The organism is Streptomyces sp. NBC_00631, assembly GCF_045206895.1.
In the GTDB taxonomy this organism is placed as follows: domain Bacteria; phylum Actinomycetota; class Actinomycetes; order Streptomycetales; family Streptomycetaceae; genus Streptomyces.
Genome location: NZ_CP107734.1, coordinates 5242896 through 5261005, shown reverse-complemented (window position 1 = coordinate 5261005; position 18110 = coordinate 5242896). Strand labels below are relative to the sequence as shown.

19 protein-coding genes are annotated in these 18110 nt (G+C 71.8%); 9 read left to right on the top strand and 10 right to left on the bottom strand.

Annotated features, from left to right (window positions below; genetic code table 11):
- Positions 1–22: 22 nt before the first annotated feature.
- From OHB00_RS24085 to OHB00_RS24065, 5 genes are all read right to left on the bottom strand, one after another.
- Positions 23–157, bottom strand: a complete 135-nt coding sequence (locus OHB00_RS24085; protein ID WP_406437461.1) for a hypothetical protein — start codon at positions 155–157, stop codon at positions 23–25.
- Between the two features lie 100 nt (positions 158–257).
- Complete coding sequence (locus OHB00_RS24080) at positions 258–1130, bottom strand: hypothetical protein (protein WP_406437459.1); 873 nt, start codon at positions 1128–1130, stop codon at positions 258–260.
- An 8-nt stretch (positions 1131–1138) separates the two neighbouring features.
- A complete protein-coding gene (locus OHB00_RS24075; RefSeq protein ID WP_406437457.1) occupies positions 1139–2053 on the bottom strand; it encodes an ABC transporter permease in 915 nt (304 codons plus the stop codon).
- On the bottom strand, positions 2050–2931 hold the full coding sequence (locus OHB00_RS24070; RefSeq protein WP_406437455.1) for an ABC transporter ATP-binding protein: 882 nt from the start codon (positions 2929–2931) through the stop codon (positions 2050–2052). Before OHB00_RS24070 ends, OHB00_RS24075 begins: the two co-directional genes overlap by 4 nt.
- The gene (locus tag OHB00_RS24065) at positions 2928–3314 is read right to left on the bottom strand and encodes a GntR family transcriptional regulator (protein ID WP_406437453.1); all 387 of its coding nucleotides are present in this window, start codon (positions 3312–3314) and stop codon (positions 2928–2930) included. Before OHB00_RS24065 ends, OHB00_RS24070 begins: the two co-directional genes overlap by 4 nt.
- A 111-nt stretch (positions 3315–3425) precedes the next feature.
- On the opposite strand from OHB00_RS24065, the gene OHB00_RS24060 reads away from it, so the two are divergent.
- Genes OHB00_RS24060 through OHB00_RS24045 form a run of 4 tightly spaced genes read left to right on the top strand, consistent with a single transcriptional unit; the run spans position 3426 to position 7227 of the window.
- Positions 3426–3986 carry an RNA polymerase sigma factor gene (locus tag OHB00_RS24060; RefSeq protein WP_406437451.1) on the top strand — a complete coding sequence of 187 codons (561 nt, stop codon included), beginning with the start codon at positions 3426–3428 and terminating at the stop codon, positions 3984–3986.
- Positions 3983–4792 (top strand): zf-HC2 domain-containing protein, encoded by an 810-nt coding sequence (locus OHB00_RS24055; RefSeq protein ID WP_406437449.1) that lies wholly within the window; start codon positions 3983–3985, stop codon positions 4790–4792. Before OHB00_RS24060 ends, OHB00_RS24055 begins: the two co-directional genes overlap by 4 nt.
- Before the next feature lie 36 nt (positions 4793–4828).
- Entirely contained in the window at positions 4829–5689 is an 861-nt protein-coding gene (locus tag OHB00_RS24050) for an ABC transporter ATP-binding protein (protein ID WP_406437447.1), read from the top strand.
- Positions 5686–7227: an ABC transporter permease gene (locus OHB00_RS24045; RefSeq protein ID WP_406437445.1), complete on the top strand. Its 1542-nt coding sequence runs from the start codon at positions 5686–5688 to the stop codon at positions 7225–7227. Before OHB00_RS24050 ends, OHB00_RS24045 begins: the two co-directional genes overlap by 4 nt.
- A gap of 33 nt (positions 7228–7260) precedes the next feature.
- Here the strand turns inward: OHB00_RS24045 and mshD are convergent, their stop codons facing one another.
- Positions 7261–8190, bottom strand: a complete 930-nt coding sequence (mshD, locus tag OHB00_RS24040; RefSeq protein ID WP_406437443.1) for a mycothiol synthase — start codon at positions 8188–8190, stop codon at positions 7261–7263.
- Positions 8191–8359: 169 nt separating this feature from the next.
- Between mshD and OHB00_RS24035 the strand changes: the two genes are divergently transcribed.
- Both OHB00_RS24035 and OHB00_RS24030 read left to right on the top strand, forming a co-directional pair.
- Positions 8360–10156 (top strand): bifunctional metallophosphatase/5'-nucleotidase, encoded by a 1797-nt coding sequence (locus tag OHB00_RS24035; protein ID WP_406437441.1) that lies wholly within the window; start codon positions 8360–8362, stop codon positions 10154–10156.
- Between the two features lie 823 nt (positions 10157–10979).
- Positions 10980–12767: an ABC transporter ATP-binding protein gene (locus OHB00_RS24030; RefSeq protein WP_406437439.1), complete on the top strand. Its 1788-nt coding sequence runs from the start codon at positions 10980–10982 to the stop codon at positions 12765–12767.
- A gap of 1 nt (position 12768) precedes the next feature.
- Here OHB00_RS24030 and OHB00_RS24025 read toward each other — a convergent pair whose 3' ends face one another.
- Positions 12769–13482: a response regulator transcription factor gene (locus tag OHB00_RS24025; RefSeq protein ID WP_406437437.1), complete on the bottom strand. Its 714-nt coding sequence runs from the start codon at positions 13480–13482 to the stop codon at positions 12769–12771.
- Between the two features lie 67 nt (positions 13483–13549).
- Positions 13550–14293, bottom strand: coding sequence for a PH domain-containing protein (locus OHB00_RS24020; protein ID WP_406437434.1), 744 nt, complete (start codon positions 14291–14293; stop codon positions 13550–13552).
- A gap of 555 nt (positions 14294–14848) precedes the next feature.
- Between OHB00_RS24020 and OHB00_RS24015 the strand changes: the two genes are divergently transcribed.
- The 3 genes from OHB00_RS24015 to OHB00_RS24005 all read left to right on the top strand — a co-directional run bounded on the left by OHB00_RS24015 (position 14849) and on the right by OHB00_RS24005 (position 15915).
- Complete coding sequence (locus OHB00_RS24015; RefSeq protein ID WP_406437432.1) at positions 14849–15070, top strand: DUF397 domain-containing protein; 222 nt, start codon at positions 14849–14851, stop codon at positions 15068–15070.
- A gap of 135 nt (positions 15071–15205) precedes the next feature.
- On the top strand, positions 15206–15556 hold the full coding sequence (locus tag OHB00_RS24010) for a hypothetical protein (RefSeq protein ID WP_406437430.1): 351 nt from the start codon (positions 15206–15208) through the stop codon (positions 15554–15556).
- Positions 15553–15915 (top strand): hypothetical protein, encoded by a 363-nt coding sequence (locus OHB00_RS24005; RefSeq protein WP_406437428.1) that lies wholly within the window; start codon positions 15553–15555, stop codon positions 15913–15915. The genes OHB00_RS24010 and OHB00_RS24005 overlap by 4 nt, the downstream gene beginning before the upstream one ends.
- On the opposite strand, the gene OHB00_RS24000 is transcribed toward OHB00_RS24005, so the two are convergent.
- Positions 15878–17311, bottom strand: coding sequence for an ATP-binding protein (locus OHB00_RS24000; RefSeq protein WP_406437426.1), 1434 nt, complete (start codon positions 17309–17311; stop codon positions 15878–15880). The two genes, OHB00_RS24005 and OHB00_RS24000, sit on opposite strands and share 38 nt — an antisense overlap.
- The gene (locus OHB00_RS23995) at positions 17308–18042 is read right to left on the bottom strand and encodes a response regulator transcription factor (RefSeq protein WP_406437424.1); all 735 of its coding nucleotides are present in this window, start codon (positions 18040–18042) and stop codon (positions 17308–17310) included. The genes OHB00_RS24000 and OHB00_RS23995 overlap by 4 nt, the downstream gene beginning before the upstream one ends.
- Positions 18043–18110 lie beyond the last annotated feature (68 nt).

The window sequence follows — 18110 nt, the reverse complement described above, 5'->3', positions numbered from 1 at the left end:
GACGCGCGGGACCGACGGTCCCTCAGCGGGCCCGGCGCCGCAAGAGGCAGCACGCGCTGGCGACGGCCGCTGCGGCGAGGACGAGCACCATGCCGGTGGCGGCGAGGTGGACGGCCCAGAAGCCGTGCAGCGGCTTCCACGCCTCGCGCAGGTACAACCGTACGACGAGGGTGACGGCCGCGGCCGCGGCGAGCGCCGGCAGGGTGCGGCCGAGCGCGATCCCGGCGAGGGCGCCGGGGGAGCGGCGACCGGGGCGGTCATGCGGCGGACTCCGTGCGGTGCCTGAGGAGGCGGAAGGACAGGAGGGCGGCGAGGGCGGCGACGGCGAGCACGATCCCGGTCTCGGTGAGGTGCAGGGGCCAGTAGTGGGAGGCGGGGTGGTAGGTGGCGAAGCGGCCGTGGGTGTTCGAGCCCTCGCTCACCGGCCAGGCGCTGTCCGGGAGGTCGAAGGCGTGCGGCCCGGTGCGGGTGAGGGTGGGCCACAGGTACGGCCGGCAGTACGTCAGGACGGAGCCGAACAGCCACATCGCCCCCACCGCCGTGCCCAGCGCGGCCAGCGTGCGGCCCAGCAGCAGCGCGGTCAGGGTGCCGACGGCGAGCGCGCACAGGGGGTACGCCACCACCAGCGGGCCGCGCGCGGCGAACATGGAGGCGCCGTACCAGTTCTCGGCCCAGACCGGGTCGGGCCGGGCGGCGAAGGCCCAGCGGAAGACCAGGACGAGGGCGGTGGCGCCCAGGGTGAGCGCGAGGGCGGGCAGCGCCAGTTTGGCGGCCAGCCAGCGGGCCGGGGTGACGCCCTGGGTCCATGCCAACTGCGCGGTACCGGACTCCAGTTCACGGCCGATCAGGGCACCGCCCGCGAACGCGGCGACGCCGACGAAGGCGTAGCCGATCAGGGTGCCGGCCCAGTCCAGCTGGGTCGGGTAGTCGAGCAGGAGGTAGAGCCGGTCGCAGGGATCGGTGCAGGGCAGGCCCTGCAGGTCCGGGTCCTTCGCGGCGACCTTCGTCAGCCACACCAGCCAGCCGCACGTCCCCGCCACGAACACGGCCCAGGTCAGCAGCGCCGGGCGGTGCAGGCGCAGCACGGTCCGCGGCAGCCCCCCGCCGACGGTCGCCGCAGGGGTGCTCATCGGGGTGCTCATCGGGTCGCCGCCCGTCCGGTGAGGCGGCGCAGCACCAGGTAGCAGGCGGCGGTGAGCACGGCCGTGACGGCGAGGAGCAGGGCCGTGGCGGTCAGCTGGAGCGGCCAGTAGTGGGAGTAAGGGTGGTATGTGACATGGTACTGAGCCGCGTTCCCGCCCTGGCTCACCGTCCAGGAGCCGGCGGGCGATGTCACGTAGCCATGTCCGCTGCGGCTCAGCGTCGGCCACAGATGGGGCAGCAGCAGCAGGGTGGTGCCCCAGATCAGGCCCGACAGCAGCAGGCCGACGCCCAGCGCGGGCAGCGACCGCCGCAGCACCAGCCCCGCCAGTGCGCCCGTCGCGAGCCCGGCCAGGGACAGGGCGACGAGGGTGGGGCCGCCGGTGTGGAAGGTCCCGACGTCGTACCAGTCCTTGGCGCTGTGGACACGGCCACGGCCCGCGGCCCAGGCCAGATGGTGCAGCCAGGCCAGCAGAGCCGTCCCCGCCGTGACGAGGGCGGCCGGGGTGGCCAGCCGCACGGTGAGCCAGCGGACCGGGGTGCTGGACTGGGCCCAGGACAGCTGCGCGGTCCCGGACTCCAGCTCGCTGCCGAGGAGCGCGCCGCCCGCCCAGGCGCCGGTGAGGAAGGGCACCGCGGCCGCGGCCAGGGTGGTGTAGTTGTACCAGTCCTTGTAGCGCAGGATCGCGCTCTGGTCGTACGAGCACTTGGCGCTGAACCCGCAGCTGTCGTACTGCCGCCAGCCCTCGGCCGCCGCGTCGGCGAACGGGCCCTGCAGCAGGATCAGCACGGTGGCGGTGAGGAGGACGAGGGCCGCCCAGACGTACAGCGCGGGGCGGTGCAGGCGCAGCAGCCAGCGGGTCAGGTGGGGCCTGGCCGTGGGCGCGGGTGCGGGTGCGGACAGGGCGGTCACGCGACGGTCTCCTCGGTCGGGGCCAGGGCCGGGGCCTCGGGGTTGCGGAGGTGGCCGAGGACCAGGTCCTCCAGGGAGGGGGTCTCCGGGTTCCAGCCGTCGGGGAGCGGGCCGGCCGGGCGGATCAGGGCACTGAGCCGGCGGCCGGTGGTGCGGGACTCGACGACGGTGTGCGGGGCGAGGTCGGTGTCGGCGGTGGCGGCGACCCGGGTGTGGGCGGCCAGCAGGTCGTCGATCTCGCCGGCCAGCCGGACCCGGCCGCCGCCGATCAGCAGCAGATGGTCGCAGGAGTCCTCCAGCTCGGCGACCACGTGCGAGGACATCGCGATGGTGGTGCCGTGCTGGGCGGCCTGCACCATCAGCACGCCCATCAGCTCGTGCCGGGCGAGCGGGTCGAGGTCGGCCATCGGCTCGTCCAGGAGGAGCAGTTCGGGCCGCTTGCCGAGGGCGAGGGCGAGCGCGACCCGGGTGCGCTGGCCGCCGGAGAGGGTGCGGACCCGGGACTTCGGGTTCAGGTCGCCGGCGGCCACGATCCGCTCGGCGGTGGCAGCGTCCCAGCGCTCCGGGTTGAGGTCGCCGCCCATCCGCAGGGTCTCCTCGACCGTGAGCTGCGGGTAGAGCGGCTTGTCCTGGGCGACGTAGCCGATCCGGGTGCGGGCCTCGGCAGGGGTGGTGCCGAGGACGGTCAGCTCGCCCTCGGTGGCGCCCAGCAGACCGGCGGCGAGGGCGAGGAGCGTGGACTTGCCCGCTCCGTTGGGCCCGACGACGGCACAGACCCGCCCGGCGGGCAGCCGGAAGGTGCAGTCGCGCAGCGCCCAGCCCCCGCGCCGGCCGAACCGCTTGCCGAGCGCGGACGCCGCTATCGCGGTGTCGGTCATGAACTCTCTCCTTGGAAGTGCTTTTCGAGTACGGCGGTGAAGAGCGCGGCCACGTCGTCGCGGTCCAGGCCGCCCGCCCGGGCCCGGGCGGCCCAGTCGTCCAGCTCCCCGTGCAGGGGGGACTCGGCCGGGGCGGTGCCCAGGGAGCGCTTCACGAAGGTGCCGAGGCCGCGCCGGGCCTCCACCAGGCCCTCGCGTTCCAGCTCCCGGTAGGCCTTCAGGACCGTGTTGGGGTTGATGGCGGTGGCCTCGACCACCTCGCGGGCGGTGGGCAGCCTGTCTCCCGGCTGGAGGTGGCCCAGACGGAGGGCCTGCTTGGTCTGCTGGACGATCTGGACGTAGGTGGCGACGCCGGAGCGCCGGTCGATGCGGTACTCGACCACCCGTACAACCACCCTTTCACTAATTGAGTAGTGAAAGGGTGGTGCAGGACTGTTCGGAAAGTCAAGGCCGGTTCCGTGAACCGATCGGCAGGGCCCGTGCGATGAGGGGACGTGAGCGCAACGAGAAGCGACGGGGAGTTGCTGCGGGCCATAGCCGCGGACTCGGACCGGCGCGCCTTCGAGGAGCTGTACCGGCGGTACGCGCCGTGGCTGACCGCGCGGCTGCGCGGCCGGTGCGCGGATCCGGCGGTCGTCGACGACGTCGTGCAGGAGACGTTCCTCGCGGTGTGGCGGGGGAGCGCCCGGTATCAGGAGACCACCGAGAACGGTGTGAACCCCGACGCGGCCGGGTGGCTGTGGCGGATCGGCTCGCGGCGGCTGGTCGACGTGGCGCGCGGCGACGGGGCGCGGGGCCGGCTGCGGCAGGCACTGGCCCGGCTGCGGCACCGGGACGAGGTCTCGGCGGAGGAACGCGTGCTCGCGGGGGTGGAGCACGGGGACCTCGCCGGGGCCCTGGTCCGGCTCTCGCCCGAACTGCGGGCGGTGCTCCAGGCGACGGTGATCGACGGGCTGACCACCCGGGAGGCGGCGGTCCTGCTCGGCATCCCGCCGGGAACGGTCAAGACCCGCGCGATGCGGGCGCGCAAGCAGCTGCGGGAGGAGCTCGCATGACCTGGCATGTGTCTGAAGTGGATCTACGGGCCTACGCGCGCGGCGAGTTGGCGGCGCCGCTGCTCTGGTCGGCCGACACCCACGTCGGCTCCTGCGCCGACTGCCGTGCGGTCCTCGCGTCGGTGTCCGACCCGGCCGCGCTGGAGGCCGGCTGGGAGCGCCTGGACGCCGAACTGGACGCGCCGCGGCCAGGACCGGGGGAACGGCTCCTGGTGCGGCTCGGGGTCGCCGCGCACACCGCACGGCTGCTCACCGCGACCCCGGTGCTGCGCCGCTCCTGGCTGGTGTCGGTGGCGTCCGTGCTGGCTGCGACGGTCCTCGTGGTCCACGCGGTGGACGCTCCGGCCCTGTTCCTGGCCCTCGCCCCGCTGCTTCCGCTCGCCGCGGTGGCACTGTCGTACGGACCGGTCCTCGACCCGACGTACGAGATGGCCGCGGTCGCCCCGACGCACGGTTTCCGGCTGCTGATGATCCGCACGGTGGCCGCGCTGACCGCCTCCCTCGGCCTCAACTGCCTGGCCGCGCTGGCCCTTCCCGGCTACGGTCTGCTCGCCTTCGGCTGGTTGCTGCCCGCCCTCGCGCTCACCGGGGCCGGCCTCGCCCTCTCCGCACGGCTGGGCCCGCTGCTCGGGCCCGGACTGGTCGGCGTGGCGTGGACCGCCCTGATGGCGGTGGCCGCGCTGCACCCGACGCAGACACCGGCCGCCTTCACCACGGCCGGGCAGTCGGTGGCCGCCGCGCTCGCCGCCCTGGCGACGCTCCTGCTGCACCAGGTGCGCGACCGCTTCGACGCCAAGCCCTACTGACCGACCGTCCGATCGACCGATCGCTGGAGTCCTACGTTGAACACCACTGTCTCCGCCGCCGGCCTCTCCGTGCGCTACGGCGGCACCCCGGCGCTCGACGGCGTCACCCTGTCCCTGACGGACGGCGTCACGGGCCTGCTCGGGCCCAACGGGGCCGGTAAGACCACCCTGTTGAAGGTCCTCGCCACCGCCGTGCCGCCGGACGGCGGCGCCTTCACGGTGTACGGCGAGGACCCGGCCACCCAGGCCGGCCGGCTCGCGGTCCGCCGCACGCTCGGCTACCTTCCGCAGACCCCCGGCTTCCACCCGGACTTCACGGCCTTCGAGTTCGTCGACTACGTCGCCATCCTGAAGGAGCTCACCGACCGCGGCGGCCGCCATCGCGAGGTGCGGCGCGTCCTCGACCAGGTGGGCCTGGCCGACGTGCGCGGCAGGCGGATCAAGCGGCTGTCCGGCGGGATGCGGCAGCGGGTCGCGCTGGCCGCCGCGCTCGTCGGCGACCCCCGGTTCCTGGTCCTGGACGAGCCGACGGTCGGACTCGACCCCGAACAGCGCATGCGGTTCCGGGAACTGATCGCGGAGGCCGGCGAGGGCCGCACGGTGGTGCTCTCCACCCACCAGACCGAGGACGTGGCGATGCTCTGCAACCGGGTGATCGTGCTGGCCGGCGGCCGGGTCCGCTTCGACGGCACGCCGGCCGAGCTGACCGCCCGCGCGGCCGGACGCGTGTGGAGCAGCGCGGAACGCGCCACGGGCGCCCGGGCGGGCTGGCGCACCGGCACCGGCACCTTCCGCAACGTCGGCGACCCGCCCACCGGCGCCGACCTGCTCGAACCCACCCTGGAGGACGGCTACCTGCTGGTCCTCGACACCGAGACCACCGAGGTGGCGGCATGACGACGGCACTCGTGAAGGAGCCGGAGACGGCCGGCCCCGTGGACCACGAGCGCGACAACGCGTCCGCGTCCGTCTTCGCCCTGGCCCTGTTCGAGGCGCGCCAGCTCCTCCTGCAGGTCCCGCTGCTCCTCTTCGGCCTGCTGTATCTCGCCTACGTCGGTTACGGCCTGTTCGGCCGGGACGAGGGCATGGACGCGTATCCCGTCCTGCACGACGTGGACCGCTCCACCCAGGGCGGCCCGGAGCTGTTCGCCGTCGCCCTGCTGGTGTGCGTGCACCGGGCGGCGCTGCTCAACCGGCGGCGGAGCCTGGAGGAGCAGTTCGGGGTGCTGGCGATGGCGCCCGCGCGCCGCACGCTGGCCCACGCCCTGTCCGTCGTGCCCTTCGCGCTCGGTGTGGCCCTGGTGGTCGGCGTCCAGTTCGCCCGGGCGGCGCTGCGGCCGGGCGCGGTCGGCCACGGCTCGGTCTTCGAACTGGCGGTGGCCCCGCTGGCCGTCCTGCTCGCCGGCGCGGTCGGTGTGCTGCTGGCCCGGGTCCTGCCCCACCCGGCGGCCCCGCTGCTCCTTCTGCTCGTGATCGGGTTCGGCACCAGCCTGCTGCCCGGCGGCTCGGGCACGCACGGCGTGGACTGGCTGTGGCCGGCCGTGCTGGAGAACGGCGGCACCCCGGTCCCCGGCGAACTGCTGGGCCGCCCGGCGGGCTGGCACGCGCTGTACCTGCTCGGGCTCACGGTGCTGGTGGTGTGTGTGGCGATGTGGGTGGCCGGCGGCCGGGCGCGGGTCCTGAAGGCGGCGGCGGCCGTGGCCCTGGCGGCGGCGGTGGCCGGGGCGGCAGGTCAGACACCGGGGGACTCCGCCGGTCTGCAGGCCGCGCGGAAGGCGGAGGCGGACCACCCGGCGAAGTTCCAGACGTGCGTCGAGCGCGCCGGCTCCCGCTACTGCGCGTACCCGGACTGGGAGGGCTGGACGGTCGACTGGGCCGCGGTGGTGCACCGCGTCCGGTCCGAGGCGGGCGGCGACGCGGCCACCACCCGGCTCACCGTCCGCCAGCGCATCCAGGAGATCACCGACCTGACCACGGACGCCACCCTCCCGACGAGCTCCACCCCCGGCACGGTCACCGTCGGCACCCAGTGGGGCGGCAACCGGGTCCCCGAGTTCGCGGTCGGGGTCGCCCGGGTCCTGGTCGCGGGCAGCGAACACGCCTCCGAGGACATGTGCGACGCCCGCGTGGTGACGACGATGTGGCTGGCCCTGGCCACCGACCCCACCCCCACGGCCACCTTCCGCCACCTCCGCATCGACGACAGCCTCAAGGGCTCGGCCGCGGTCCTCACCCCGGACGGCGGCAGCATGTCGGTCTCGGCCCAGCAGACCCAGGTCGTACGGGAACTGCTACGGGAGCCGCACGACACGGTCGCGTCCCGCGTCAGGTCCCACTGGCAGCAGCTGACCTCCCCGGACACGACGACCGCCGAGGCGGCCCGCCTGCTCGGCGTGAAGGCACCGAAGGGCCCGGACGACTGCCCGGCGGGCTGAGCCCTGTGGTGCGGGGCGGCCGGTGAGGGGGGCTCAGGTCTCCGTGCGGTACATCAGGTCCGTCTCGTGAGTCGTGAAGCCCAGGCGTTCGTAGACGGCGACCGCCGCGGTGTTGTCGGCGTCGACGTACAGCATCGCCGTCGGCAGGCCGCGGTCGGCCAGGTGGCGCAGGCCGATGGTGGTGAGGGACTTGCCGAGGCCACCGCCCTGGGCGGCGGGGGAGACGCCGAGGACGTAGACCTCGCCGAGGCGTTCCGCGTCGTGGACCTTGGTCCAGTGGAAGCCGAGGAGTTCGCCGTCGCGTTCCGCGAGGAAGAAACCGGCCGCGTCGAACCAGGGCTGGGTCTTGCGGTCGTCCAGGTCGCGCTGGGTGAGCGAGCCCTGTTCCGGATGGTGGGCGAAGGCGGCGGCGTTGACGGCGAGCCAGGCCGCGTCGTCCTGGCCGGGCACGAAGGTGCGGACGGTGACGCCCTCGGGCAGCTTCGGGTCGGGCAGGTCCAGGTCCGTCAACGGGCGGCGCATCTGGCGCAGTTCGCGGAACAGGGTGAGGCCGAGGACCTGGGCGAGGTGGCGGGCCGCCGAGTGGCCGCCGTGCGCCCACACCCGCAGCCGCTTGCCGGAGGCCGCCAGCAGGGCGGAGCCCAGCGCGCGGCCGTGGCCGTGGCCCCGGTGGGCCGGATGGACGACCAGTTCCGCGGCCGGCGCCTCCACCGGGTCGGTGTCCTCCAGCTGGGCGTAGCCGACGAGTTCGTCGCCGACGCAGAGGAGCAGATGGGAGACGCCCTCCCGGGCGCCGCCGTCGAGCTGGAGGCGGCCCTGCTCGGACACCGGCTGCTGGCCGTCGGCCCGCGCGGCCTCCGCCAGCAGTTCCCGTACGGCGTCGGCCTGATCCGGGGTGAGCGCGGAGTAGGTGTCGATGGAGCGGGAGTACATGGGCGGCCGTGCGGTGTCGTCGCTGGTCATGCGTACGAGGGTACGGGGCCGGATCGGCAAAGTGGGGACACCGGGGGAAGGTAAAGGGAAGGGCAACCGGAAACCAAGATGTAACCATGAACACCCTGTTGCGCTACGCGCGTTGACCCTAGGCTGCGCCGGACCGGGCCACTTCTCAGCAGACCCACAGGGGGGTTCCATGCACGCGCAGTCCAGACCGTCCGGACGCCGTACCTACACGCTGCTCGCGTCGGCCGCAGGCCTCGCCGCCGTCGCCGCCCTGGCGAGCGCGCTGCCCGCCGACGCGCACTCCGGCGAGGGCCACGGCCACCACGGCCCCAGCCGCTACCAGGACGTTCAACTGCTCTCCTTCAACGACCTGCACGGCAACCTGGAGCCGCCGTCCGGCTCCTCGGGCCGGGTCACCGAGACCCAGGCCGACGGGACGACGAAGACCGTCGACGCCGGTGGTGTCGAGTACCTCGCGACCCATCTGCGGCAGGCCCGCAAGGGCAAGGCGTACTCCGTCACCGCCGCCGGCGGCGACCTGGTCGGCGCCTCCCCGCTCATCTCCGGCCTCTTCCACGACGAGCCGACCATCGAGGCGCTCGACAAGCTCGACCTCGACGTGACGACGGTCGGCAACCACGAGTTCGACGAGGGCGCCGGCGAACTGGCCCGCCTCCAGAACGGCGGCTGCCACCCCACCGACGGCTGCTACACCGACAAGAGGTTCAAGGGCGCCGACTTCCCCTACCTGGCGGCCAACGTCCTCGACGAGAAGACGGACAAGCCGATCCTCAAGCCCTACTGGGTGTGGAAGAAGAAGGACGTCAGGATCGGCTTCATCGGCGTCACCCTTGAGGGCACGCCCGGCATCGTCTCCGCCGACGGCGTCAAGGGCCTGGCCTTCAAGGACGAGGTCGAGACCATCGACAAGTACGCCAAGGTGCTGCAGCGCCAGGGCGTCCAGTCGATCGTGGCGCTGGTCCACGAGGGCGGCTTCCCGTCCTCGTCCAACTACGACTACGACTGCGACTCGCCGGGCGCCGGCAGCGGCATCTCCGGCCCGATCGTCGACATCGCGAAGAACGTGACCCCGGCCGTGGACGCGCTGGTCACCGGCCACACCCACACCGCGTACGCGTGCACGATCGACGACCCGGCCGGCAACCCCCGCACGGTCACCTCGGCCGCCTCGTTCGGCCGCCTCTACACCGACACCACCCTCACCTACGACCGCTACACCGGTGACATCGCGCGTACGGCCGTGAAGTCGGCGAACCACGTGGTCAGCCGGGACGTCGCCAAGGCGCCCGACATGACCGAGCTGATCGGCAGGTGGAACACCCTCGCCGCCCCGATCGGCAACCGCGCCATCGGCTACGTCTCCGCCGACGTCAACAACACCGGTACCGAGTCCCCGATGGGCGACCTGATCGCCGACGCCCAGTTCGCCTACGGCAAGGAGCTGGACCCGGAGACCGACCTCGCGCTGATGAACCCGGGCGGGGTGCGGGCCGGGCTGACGTACGCGGCCAAGGGGAGCGAGGGCGACGGCGTCGTGACGTACGCCGAGGGCTTCACCGTGCAGCCGTTCGCCAACACCGTGAACCTCCAGGACTTCACCGGCGCGCAGCTCATCCAGGTGCTCAAGGAGCAGGTGAGCGGCAGCAACGCGGCTGCCCCGAAGATCCTGCTGCCGTCCAAGGGGCTCACCTACACGCTGGACCTGACGAAGACGGGCGCGGACCGTGTCGTCACCGAGTCCGTGAAGCTGAACGGCACGGCCGTCGACCCGGCCGCCACCTACCGCGTCGCCACCAACTCCTTCCTCGCGGGCGGCGGCGACGGCTTCACCACCCTCGGCCAGGGCACCGACGACGTCGTCGGCACCGACGACCTCTCCGCCCTCGCCCAGTACCTGACGGCCAACTCCTCGGCCACCAGCCCGCTCGCGCCGCCGGCCACGAACCGGATCACGATCGTGCAGTAGTCACCCCTCCCAGCCCTACCGAGGGCCCGGTACGCACCCGTGCGTACCGGGCCCTCTCTGCTGGATAAAACCTATGTGAAGCGCCCTTCGGTTCCCCGTTGCTCCTGAAAATTCATCTCAGCCGCAATTCATCGAGGTCTAACTGAAAATGGCTTTCTCGGCCTCTTTGGTCGCGTAATGTTTTCCATGTCGAAAGCGAACGGCGCGGACGACAGAACGAAGGAGAAGGACATGAGCTTCCACAAGATCGTCCCGGTGAAGAAGGCCGAGAAGCCCGCCCCGAAGCCGGCTCCGAAGAAGAAGGACTGCAAGAAGTCCCAGCCCAAGCGCCCTGTGGGTCACCGGTAAGTCGCCAGCACCAAGGAGGGAATCATCATGAGCTTCCACAAGATCGTCCCCGTCAAGAAGCACCGCAAGCCCGCTCCGGCTCCGAAGAAGCCCGCGCCGAAGAAGCCGGCTCCGAAGCGCCGCCCGGTCGGCGACGAGCGCTGACAAAGAATTTACAGAAGTAATTCAAATCAATTCACAGGTTGTTGCAGCGGCCCAGCAGAGAAACTGTTGCAGAACCACGACAGAAGTCACCGGAGAGAGGAACATCACCATGAGCTTCCACAAGATCGTCCCCGTCAAGAAGCACCGCAAGCCGGCCCCGGCCCCGAAGAAGCCCGCGCCGAAGAAGCCGGCTCCGAAGCGCCCCATCGGCGACAAGCACTGAGGCACGCCTTGAGGCGGGGTCACCGGTTACGCGTGGTCGCACCGGTGGCCCCGCCTCGGCCATGTCCGCCCCCGTCCCCCCCGACACCCCTGAAGGGAGTTGCCGACCATGAGAGAAGCCCGTGCGGCCTTCCGCCGTTTCTGGCCGCTGACCCGTGGCGACCGCAAGTGGCTGTGGATGATCATCGCGTGTGTCGTGGTGTCCGCGCTCGCCGAGACCGCCGCGATCCTGCTCTTCGCCGACCTCACCGACAACGCCCTGCAGGCCGGTTCGCTCTCCGCCTTCTGGGGACCGGCCGGCGCCTGGCTGGGCGTCGCCGCGCTCGGCGCGTTCGTCGGCTACCTCGGCAACTCACTGGCCACCTGGACCGCCGAGAGATTCGTGCTGCGCCTGCGCGCCAAGGTCTTCCGGCACGTCCAGGACCTGCCCCCGCACTTCTTCCAGCAGCACCGCCAGGGCGACCTGGTGGAACGCCTCACCGGCGACGTCGAGGCCATCGAGCAGATGGTGGTGTCCGGTGTCGTCGGCACCGTCGCCGCCGCCTTCTCCGCCGTCTTCTACGCGGCCGCCGCCTTCTGGCTGCGCTGGGACCTGGCACTGGTCACCTTCGTCCTCGCACCCCTGTTCCTGTTCGCCGCCCGCCGCTTCTCCGGCCGGATCAGGACGGCCTCCCAGGACGAGCGGGTCGCCGACGGCGCGATCACCTCCGTGGTGGAGGAGTCCCTCGGCAACGTCGTCCTCACCCAGGCGTACAACCGCCGCCGGGACGAGGAGAAGCGCCTCGACGTCGAGGCCCGCGCCTGGATGCGGGCGAGCGTGCGCGGGGCCCGGCTCAGCGAGATGTACGCGCAGTTCGTCGAGGTCGTGGAGACCTTCTGCGTGCTCGCCGTGATCGGCCTGGGCGTCTGGGAGATCTCCGCCGGCCGGATGAGCCTCGGCGAGCTCCTCGCCTTCGCGGCCTTCCTCGGCTACCTCTACCCGCCGATCCGCAACCTCGGCCAGCTCGGCCTCACCCTCACCGCGGCCACCGCGGGCGCGGAGCGCATCGGCGAGATCCTGGACGCCGAGCCCGCCGTCACCGACCCCGCCCAGCCGGTCGGCCCCTGGCCGGTGCGCGGCTGGGTCAGCTTCCACAACGTCTCCTTCCGCTACCCGGAGTCCCGCCGCGCCTCCCTCCGCGACATCGACTTCACGGCGGGCCCGGGCGAGCTGGTCCTGGTCACCGGCAAGAGCGGCGCCGGCAAGTCCACCCTCTCCAAGCTCCTCACCCGTTTCTACGACCCCTCGGCCGGCGTGGTCTGCCTGGACGGCGTCCCGCTCACCGACGTACCCCTGGAGTTCCTCCGCGAGAAGGTCGCCCTGCTCCCGCAGCAGACGCTGATCCTCAACGGCACGGTCCGCGAGAACATCGAGTGCGGCCGGCCCGGAGCGACGGACGAGGAGATCGAGCAGGCGGCGCGGGACGCGGCGGCGCACGACTTCATCGTCATGCTCCCCGAGGGCTACGACACCCACATCGCCCCCGGCACGGCCGCCCTCTCCGGCGGTCAGCTCCAGCGGATCGCCATCGCCCGCGCGATGCTCCGCGCCGCCCCGGTCCTCGTCCTCGACGAGCCGACCGCGGGCCTGGACGCGATCGCCGCCCGCCAGGTGGTGGCCCCGCTGCGCAGGCTGATGGCGGGCCGGACCACCATCATGATCACGCACGACCTCACCCTGGCCCCCGACGCCGACCGCATCCTGGTCGTCGACCGCGGCCGCCTGGTGGAGGCCGGCACCCACGCCGAACTCCTCGCCCGGGGCGGCGCCTACGCCACCCTGGCCCACCCGCTCCCCGAGGCCATCGCGGCACAACCGGCACCGGCCCCCGACGAGACGATGATCCTCAGGTGGTAGTTCAGGAGGCAGGAGCCGTCCGCAGGGTGTACCCCGTCCCGCGCACGGTGTGGATGAGCCGCGGTTCGCCGCGGCTCTCCAGTTTCCGCCGCAGGTACATGATGTAGACGTCCAGCGTGTTGGACGCGGGCGCGAACTCGAAGTCCCACACGTCCCGCAGGATCCGCTCCCGGCCGAGCACCCGCCCGGGATGCCGCAGCAGGAACTCCAGCAGCGCGTACTCGGTCTTGGTCAGGTCGAGGGCCCGGTCCCCGCGGTGCACGCTCCGGGTCCGCAGATCCATCGACACGTCGTCGTAGGCGAGGAACCGGTCCCCGGGCGGAGCCGTCTCCGCCTCCCGCCGCGGGTTGCGCCGGAGCAACGCCCGTACCCGGGCGAGGAGTTCCTCGGCGGCGAACGGCTTGGCCAGGTACCCGTCCGCGCCGTTGTCGAGGGCGACGATCCGGTCCCCGACCGCGTTCCGGCCGGTGATCATGAGAATCGGCACGGTGGACCCGGACGCCCGGATCCGCCGGGTGGCCGCCAGACCGTCGAGACCCGGCATCTCCACGTCCATCAGCACCAGGTCCGGCCGGCTCTCCGGAGCCCCGAGCAGGTCGAGGGCCACTCTGCCGTCGTCGGCGAAGACGGTCTCGTAACCCTCGAACCTGAGCAGCCGCCCGATCCCGTCCCGTACGGCCGCGTCGTCGTCGGCCAGCAAAATCTTCCTCGCCATCTGACTCGCCATCTGACAAAAGTGTGACGAGCGGCTGTGACGGGGCTGGGTGAGGGATGTGGATGGGCTACGGCTGCCGGGCCGGGGAGCGCGGCGGCCGGGTGCTCCAGTACCACTGGAGCACGGCGGCGAGGACGACGCCCGAGGCCAGGGGCACGCACACGAAGAGCACGAACGGATGGTCCGGACGCCCCACCACGATCTGCCAGATGTCGACCATCAACATGAGGAAGAAGACCAGCAGCCCGCCGTACGCCCCCCACGTCCAGGCCTTCCGCCGCGCCGCCCCGCGCAGGATCAGCTCCTCGACGTCCGGGCGGCGCTCCCAGGTGAGGCTGCGCAGCGGTGCGGCGGCCAGGCACAGCTCCGCGACCTCGGCGTAGGGGTCGTCCAGCTGCCAGTCGTTGAGCTGCCACAGCAGGAAGCGGCGGCCCTGGAAGTCGTACAGGTAGGTGAGCCACTGGGGGGCCATCCGCCCCGAGCCGCGCGGCGCCTGCTCGACCCGGATGTCGTACACCTCGGACCAGGCCCAGGTCCGCGCACGGACCGGCCCCTGCGCGGTGATCCCGGCTGCCGTGACCCTGGTGCGCGCCCGGAACTGCTCCAGCGCGATCCGCGCGATGGTCAGGGCCATCAGCAGCGCGAAGGCCGGCGGCCCCCACCAGAACCCGCTGCCGCCCCCGTCCCCGTCGTGGGAGACCCGGCTGGTCTGGATGAACGCGTTCATCATCAGCAGTCCCGGCAGGAGCAGGTACGCCAGGGGCGGCTTCCGGCGCCTTCGGTACTCCCGTTCGACTCCACTCTCGTCCACGAACCGTGCCCCTCCCCAGGCGCACCGAACGGATGCGCGACTGGGGAGAGGATAAGACCGCCCGCTGTGGCCTCAGGAGGCGGTGGGCGTCCCGTTCCGTCCTCGCTCGAACGGGTGACCTGGAGCCGATTCCCCTGGTCACCCGTGGCGCTTTACCTACCGTGATCAGCCCACCCTTGCGCAGAAGGTGTCACCTTGACTGCTGTCGCACCGGAGCTCTCGAACCGACCCACCCTGGACCAGGTCCTGTGGCGGGCCTGGAAGGCCATGAAACTCCCCGAGGGCTACCGCGCTGAGATCATCGAGGGAGCCATCGAGGTGTCGCCCACCGGTCGTCTGTCCCACGCTCAGATCGTCAACCGGCTCCGCGACGCACTGGTGCGGTTCCTGGGAGAGGGAGAGTCCGCGGCGTTTCAGGGCACGAACGTCATCCATCAGCGCAAGGGATGGATCCCTGACCTCCTCATCGCCGTCCTACGATCGGCTCCGCGACCTGGCACTGTCCCCGCCGGACTCGCTCGCGTTCATCAGGGGCCTACTGGAGGAGCACCAATCATGACCCGCACGCTTGACCTCAGCACCCCCGTGTGGCGAAAGTCGAGCTACAGCGACGGGGGAGACAACAACTGCGTCGAGGTCGCCGACGGCCACCCCGGCCTGGTCCCCGTCCGGGACAGCAAGCTCCCGGCCGCCTGTCCTCTCTTCTTCTCGGCCGCGTCCTGGTCCATGTTCGTGGACGGGGTCAAGGAAGAGGTGGGTCGGCGCACGTTCGGGTGACAATGCCCGAAGTCCTGATGTTCGAGGCGTTGCCGCCCACACGCTGAATCCCGTGACCACGACACGAACGACTGATCCACGGAGTGCGGGGCGGCTATGGTCGTAGACCTGAAGCGCCGAAGGAGGGCATCGGTCATGACCGCTCACGCCACGGAGAACGACCAGGTCATCCCGCCGATGCCGGAGCGGACGCCGAAGGCGCTGCGCGCGGCCATCGCCGAGCACGTGCCCGTGCTGCTTCCGGATTTTGACGCGCACTGGAAATGGGCGATCGCCGACGCGTACGACGTGGGTCCCCTGTGGGCATTCATGGCCTTCTGGTGGGGTGAGTACGCCCTCGCACGCGACCCCAAGCTGGACGCGCATGTGCGTGATCTTGAGTACCGGGCCGGGAACGCGTGCACCGACATCAACGAGGCCAAGGCCCTCCTTGAGGAGGCGGCGCGGATCCGCCATCGGATGCGGGCCGTGGAGCCCGGGGAGTGACCGACGGTTTCATGGGGCCGCCCTGGCAGATGGACTGGCGGCTCGATGCTCTGGCTGCTCTGGAAGCGCTGCCTACGCACGTGCGGGAAATGGTCTACGCCGTGCGTGCCGAGCTGGTCACTGCCAAGGACCCCTGCTTCCGCGGCATCGAATCCGACGCAGGCCTCCCCGAGGGCATGAAAGTCCGGCCGATCCGTAGCACCCAGCCGAAGGGCGCCTACGCGCTCTACTTCGACCACGGTAATGGTTGGCTGAAATACACCTTCACCCGTCGGACTCAAGATCCGCAGATCCTGATTGAGGAGGTCTTCTGGGCGGAGTTCAAACCCCCTCCCCCGCCGTCTCCGGCGGAGCCGTAGGCGCCCCCGGCAGCCGTACCGTCGCCACCGTGCCGCCGCCGTTGGCGCGGGCCAGGGTGACATCGCCGCCCGCCTGCTGGACGGTGCGCGCCACGATGGACAGACCCAGCCCCGAGCCCGGCAGGGCCCGTGCGCTCGGGGAGCGCCAGAAGCGGTCGAAGACGTGGGGGAGTTCGTCCTCGGCGATGCCGGGACCGTGGTCGCGGACCGTGAGGACGCCGCGCTCCAGGGTGACCTCGATCTTGCCACCCTCCGGGCTGAACTTCACCGCGTTGTCGAGGATGTTGACGATCGCCCGCTCCAGGGCGGAGGGCTCCGCCCGTACGAACCACGGCTGGACGTCCGCCGCGATCGTCAGCTCCGGCCCGCGCAGGCGGGCGCGGCGCAGGGCCGCCTCGACCGTGTCCTGGAGGGCCACGACCTGGACCCGCTCGCCACGCTGCCCCTCCGAGCGGGACAGCTCCTGGAGGTCGCCGATCAGCGACGCCAGCTCCGTCATCTGCGCCTTCACCGAGGCGAGCAGCGCCTTGCGGTCCGCCGGGGGGAGGGGGCGGCCGGTCTCCTCGCTGCGGGTGAGGAGTTCGATGTTGGTGCGGAGGGAGGTCAGGGGGGTGCGGAGTTCGTGACCGGCGTCCGCGATGAGCTGTTGCTGGAGCTCCCGGGAGCTGGCCAGGGACGTGGTCATGCTGTTGAACGAGCGGGACAGCCGCGCGATCTCGTCGTCCGACTCCTCCTCCACCGGGATGCGGACACTCAGGTCCTCGGTACGGGCGACGTGCTCGACGGCCTCCGTGAGCTTGTCGACGGGGCGGAGACCGGCGCGGGCGACGGCGAGACCGGCGGCTCCGGCGCCGAGGACGCCGATACCGGAGACGAGGAGGAGGATCAGCGCGAGGTCTTTGAGGGTGTCCTGGGTGCTCTTCAGGGGGACCGCGGTGATCAGTCCGACGTAGGAGCCGCTGTCGGTGGCGAACACCTGGGTCATCACGCGCAGCGGGTTGCCGTCCGTGTCGGTGCCGTTGCCGAAGTACAGGGTGTCGGTGTTCCCGGCCTTGATGAGGTCTTTCTCGGCCTGACTGACCTTGATCACGCCCGTGGCGTCGTGGGTGAGGCAGAACGAGCCGTCCGTCTTGACCACCTGGCCGTAGCCGATCCGCAGGCCGTTGGTGTCCTGAACCGTGCTGGTGCAGTCGATGAGTGCGTTCTGGGCGACCATGTTCGCCGGCCCCCGCACCTTCTGCAGGTCGCTCTCAAGCTGCTCGTACAGCTTCCCCTGCACGATGAACCAGCAGGTCACCGAAACCGCCGCCACCGCGAACGCCACCGCTGCCGCGACCAGCATCGACAGGCGGGCGCGGATCGGCAGGGTGCGGAAGCGGGTGGCGAGCCTGTTCACTCGGCGCCGCCCTGGCGCAGGACGTACCCGACGCCGCGCACGGTGTGGACGAGGCGGGGCTCGCCGCCGGCCTCGGTCTTGCGGCGGAGGTACATGACGTAGACGTCGAGGGAGTTCGAGGACGGCTCGAAGTCGAAGCCCCAGACGGCCTTCAGGATCTGCTCGCGGGTGAGGACCTGGCGCGGGTGCGCCATGAACATCTCCAGGAGGGTGAACTCGGTGCGGGTCAGCTCGACCTGGCGGCCGGACCGGGTGACCTCGCGGGTCGCCAGGTCCATGCGCAGGTCGCCGAAGGTGAGCGCCTCGTCCTCCTGGGCGCCGTCGGCCACGGAGGCCGCGTAGGAGCTGCGGCGCAGCAGGGCACGGATGCGGGCGAAGAGTTCGTCGAGTTCGAAGGGCTTGACCAGGTAGTCGTCGGCCCCGGCGTCGAGTCCGGTGACGCGGTCGCCGACCGTGTCGCGGGCCGTCAGCATCAGGATCGGGGTGGTGTCGCCGGCCCCGCGGATGCGGCGGGCGGCGGTCATGCCGTCCATGCGGGGCATCTGGATGTCGAGGACGATCAGGTCCGGCTTGTAGGCCGTCGCCTTCTCCAGCGCGTCCGCGCCGTCGACCGCGACCTCGGTCTCGTACCCCTCGAAGGCAAGGCTGCGCTGGAGGGCTTCGCGTACGGCCGGCTCGTCGTCGACGATCAGGATGCGCTGGGATTCACGGTCGCCATCGGCGGGGCTCATCGCTCGCGGTTCCTCGGGGTGCGGTGGGTCTTGGTCGGGACGCCTCTCAGCCTCGCATGTTTCCGGGC

Excerpts from the sequence above, each read along its gene's own strand:
- OHB00_RS24080 (WP_406437459.1), bottom strand. The coding sequence starts at position 1,130 with ATGAGCACCCCTGCGGCGACCGTCGGCGGGGGGCTGCCGCGGACCGTG.
- OHB00_RS24070 (WP_406437455.1), bottom strand. The coding sequence starts at position 2,931 with ATGACCGACACCGCGATAGCGGCGTCCGCGCTCGGCAAGCGGTTCGGC.
- OHB00_RS24055 (WP_406437449.1), top strand. The coding sequence starts at position 3,983 with ATGACCTGGCATGTGTCTGAAGTGGATCTACGGGCCTACGCGCGCGGC.
- OHB00_RS24045 (WP_406437445.1), top strand. The coding sequence starts at position 5,686 with ATGACGACGGCACTCGTGAAGGAGCCGGAGACGGCCGGCCCCGTGGAC.
- mshD (WP_406437443.1), bottom strand. The coding sequence starts at position 8,190 with ATGACCAGCGACGACACCGCACGGCCGCCCATGTACTCCCGCTCCATC.
- OHB00_RS24035 (WP_406437441.1), top strand. The coding sequence starts at position 8,360 with ATGCACGCGCAGTCCAGACCGTCCGGACGCCGTACCTACACGCTGCTC.
- OHB00_RS24030 (WP_406437439.1), top strand. The coding sequence starts at position 10,980 with ATGAGAGAAGCCCGTGCGGCCTTCCGCCGTTTCTGGCCGCTGACCCGT.
- OHB00_RS24025 (WP_406437437.1), bottom strand. The coding sequence starts at position 13,482 with ATGGCGAGGAAGATTTTGCTGGCCGACGACGACGCGGCCGTACGGGAC.
- OHB00_RS24015 (WP_406437432.1), top strand. The coding sequence starts at position 14,849 with ATGACCCGCACGCTTGACCTCAGCACCCCCGTGTGGCGAAAGTCGAGC.
- OHB00_RS24010 (WP_406437430.1), top strand. The coding sequence starts at position 15,206 with ATGACCGCTCACGCCACGGAGAACGACCAGGTCATCCCGCCGATGCCG.
- OHB00_RS23995 (WP_406437424.1), bottom strand. The coding sequence starts at position 18,042 with ATGAGCCCCGCCGATGGCGACCGTGAATCCCAGCGCATCCTGATCGTC.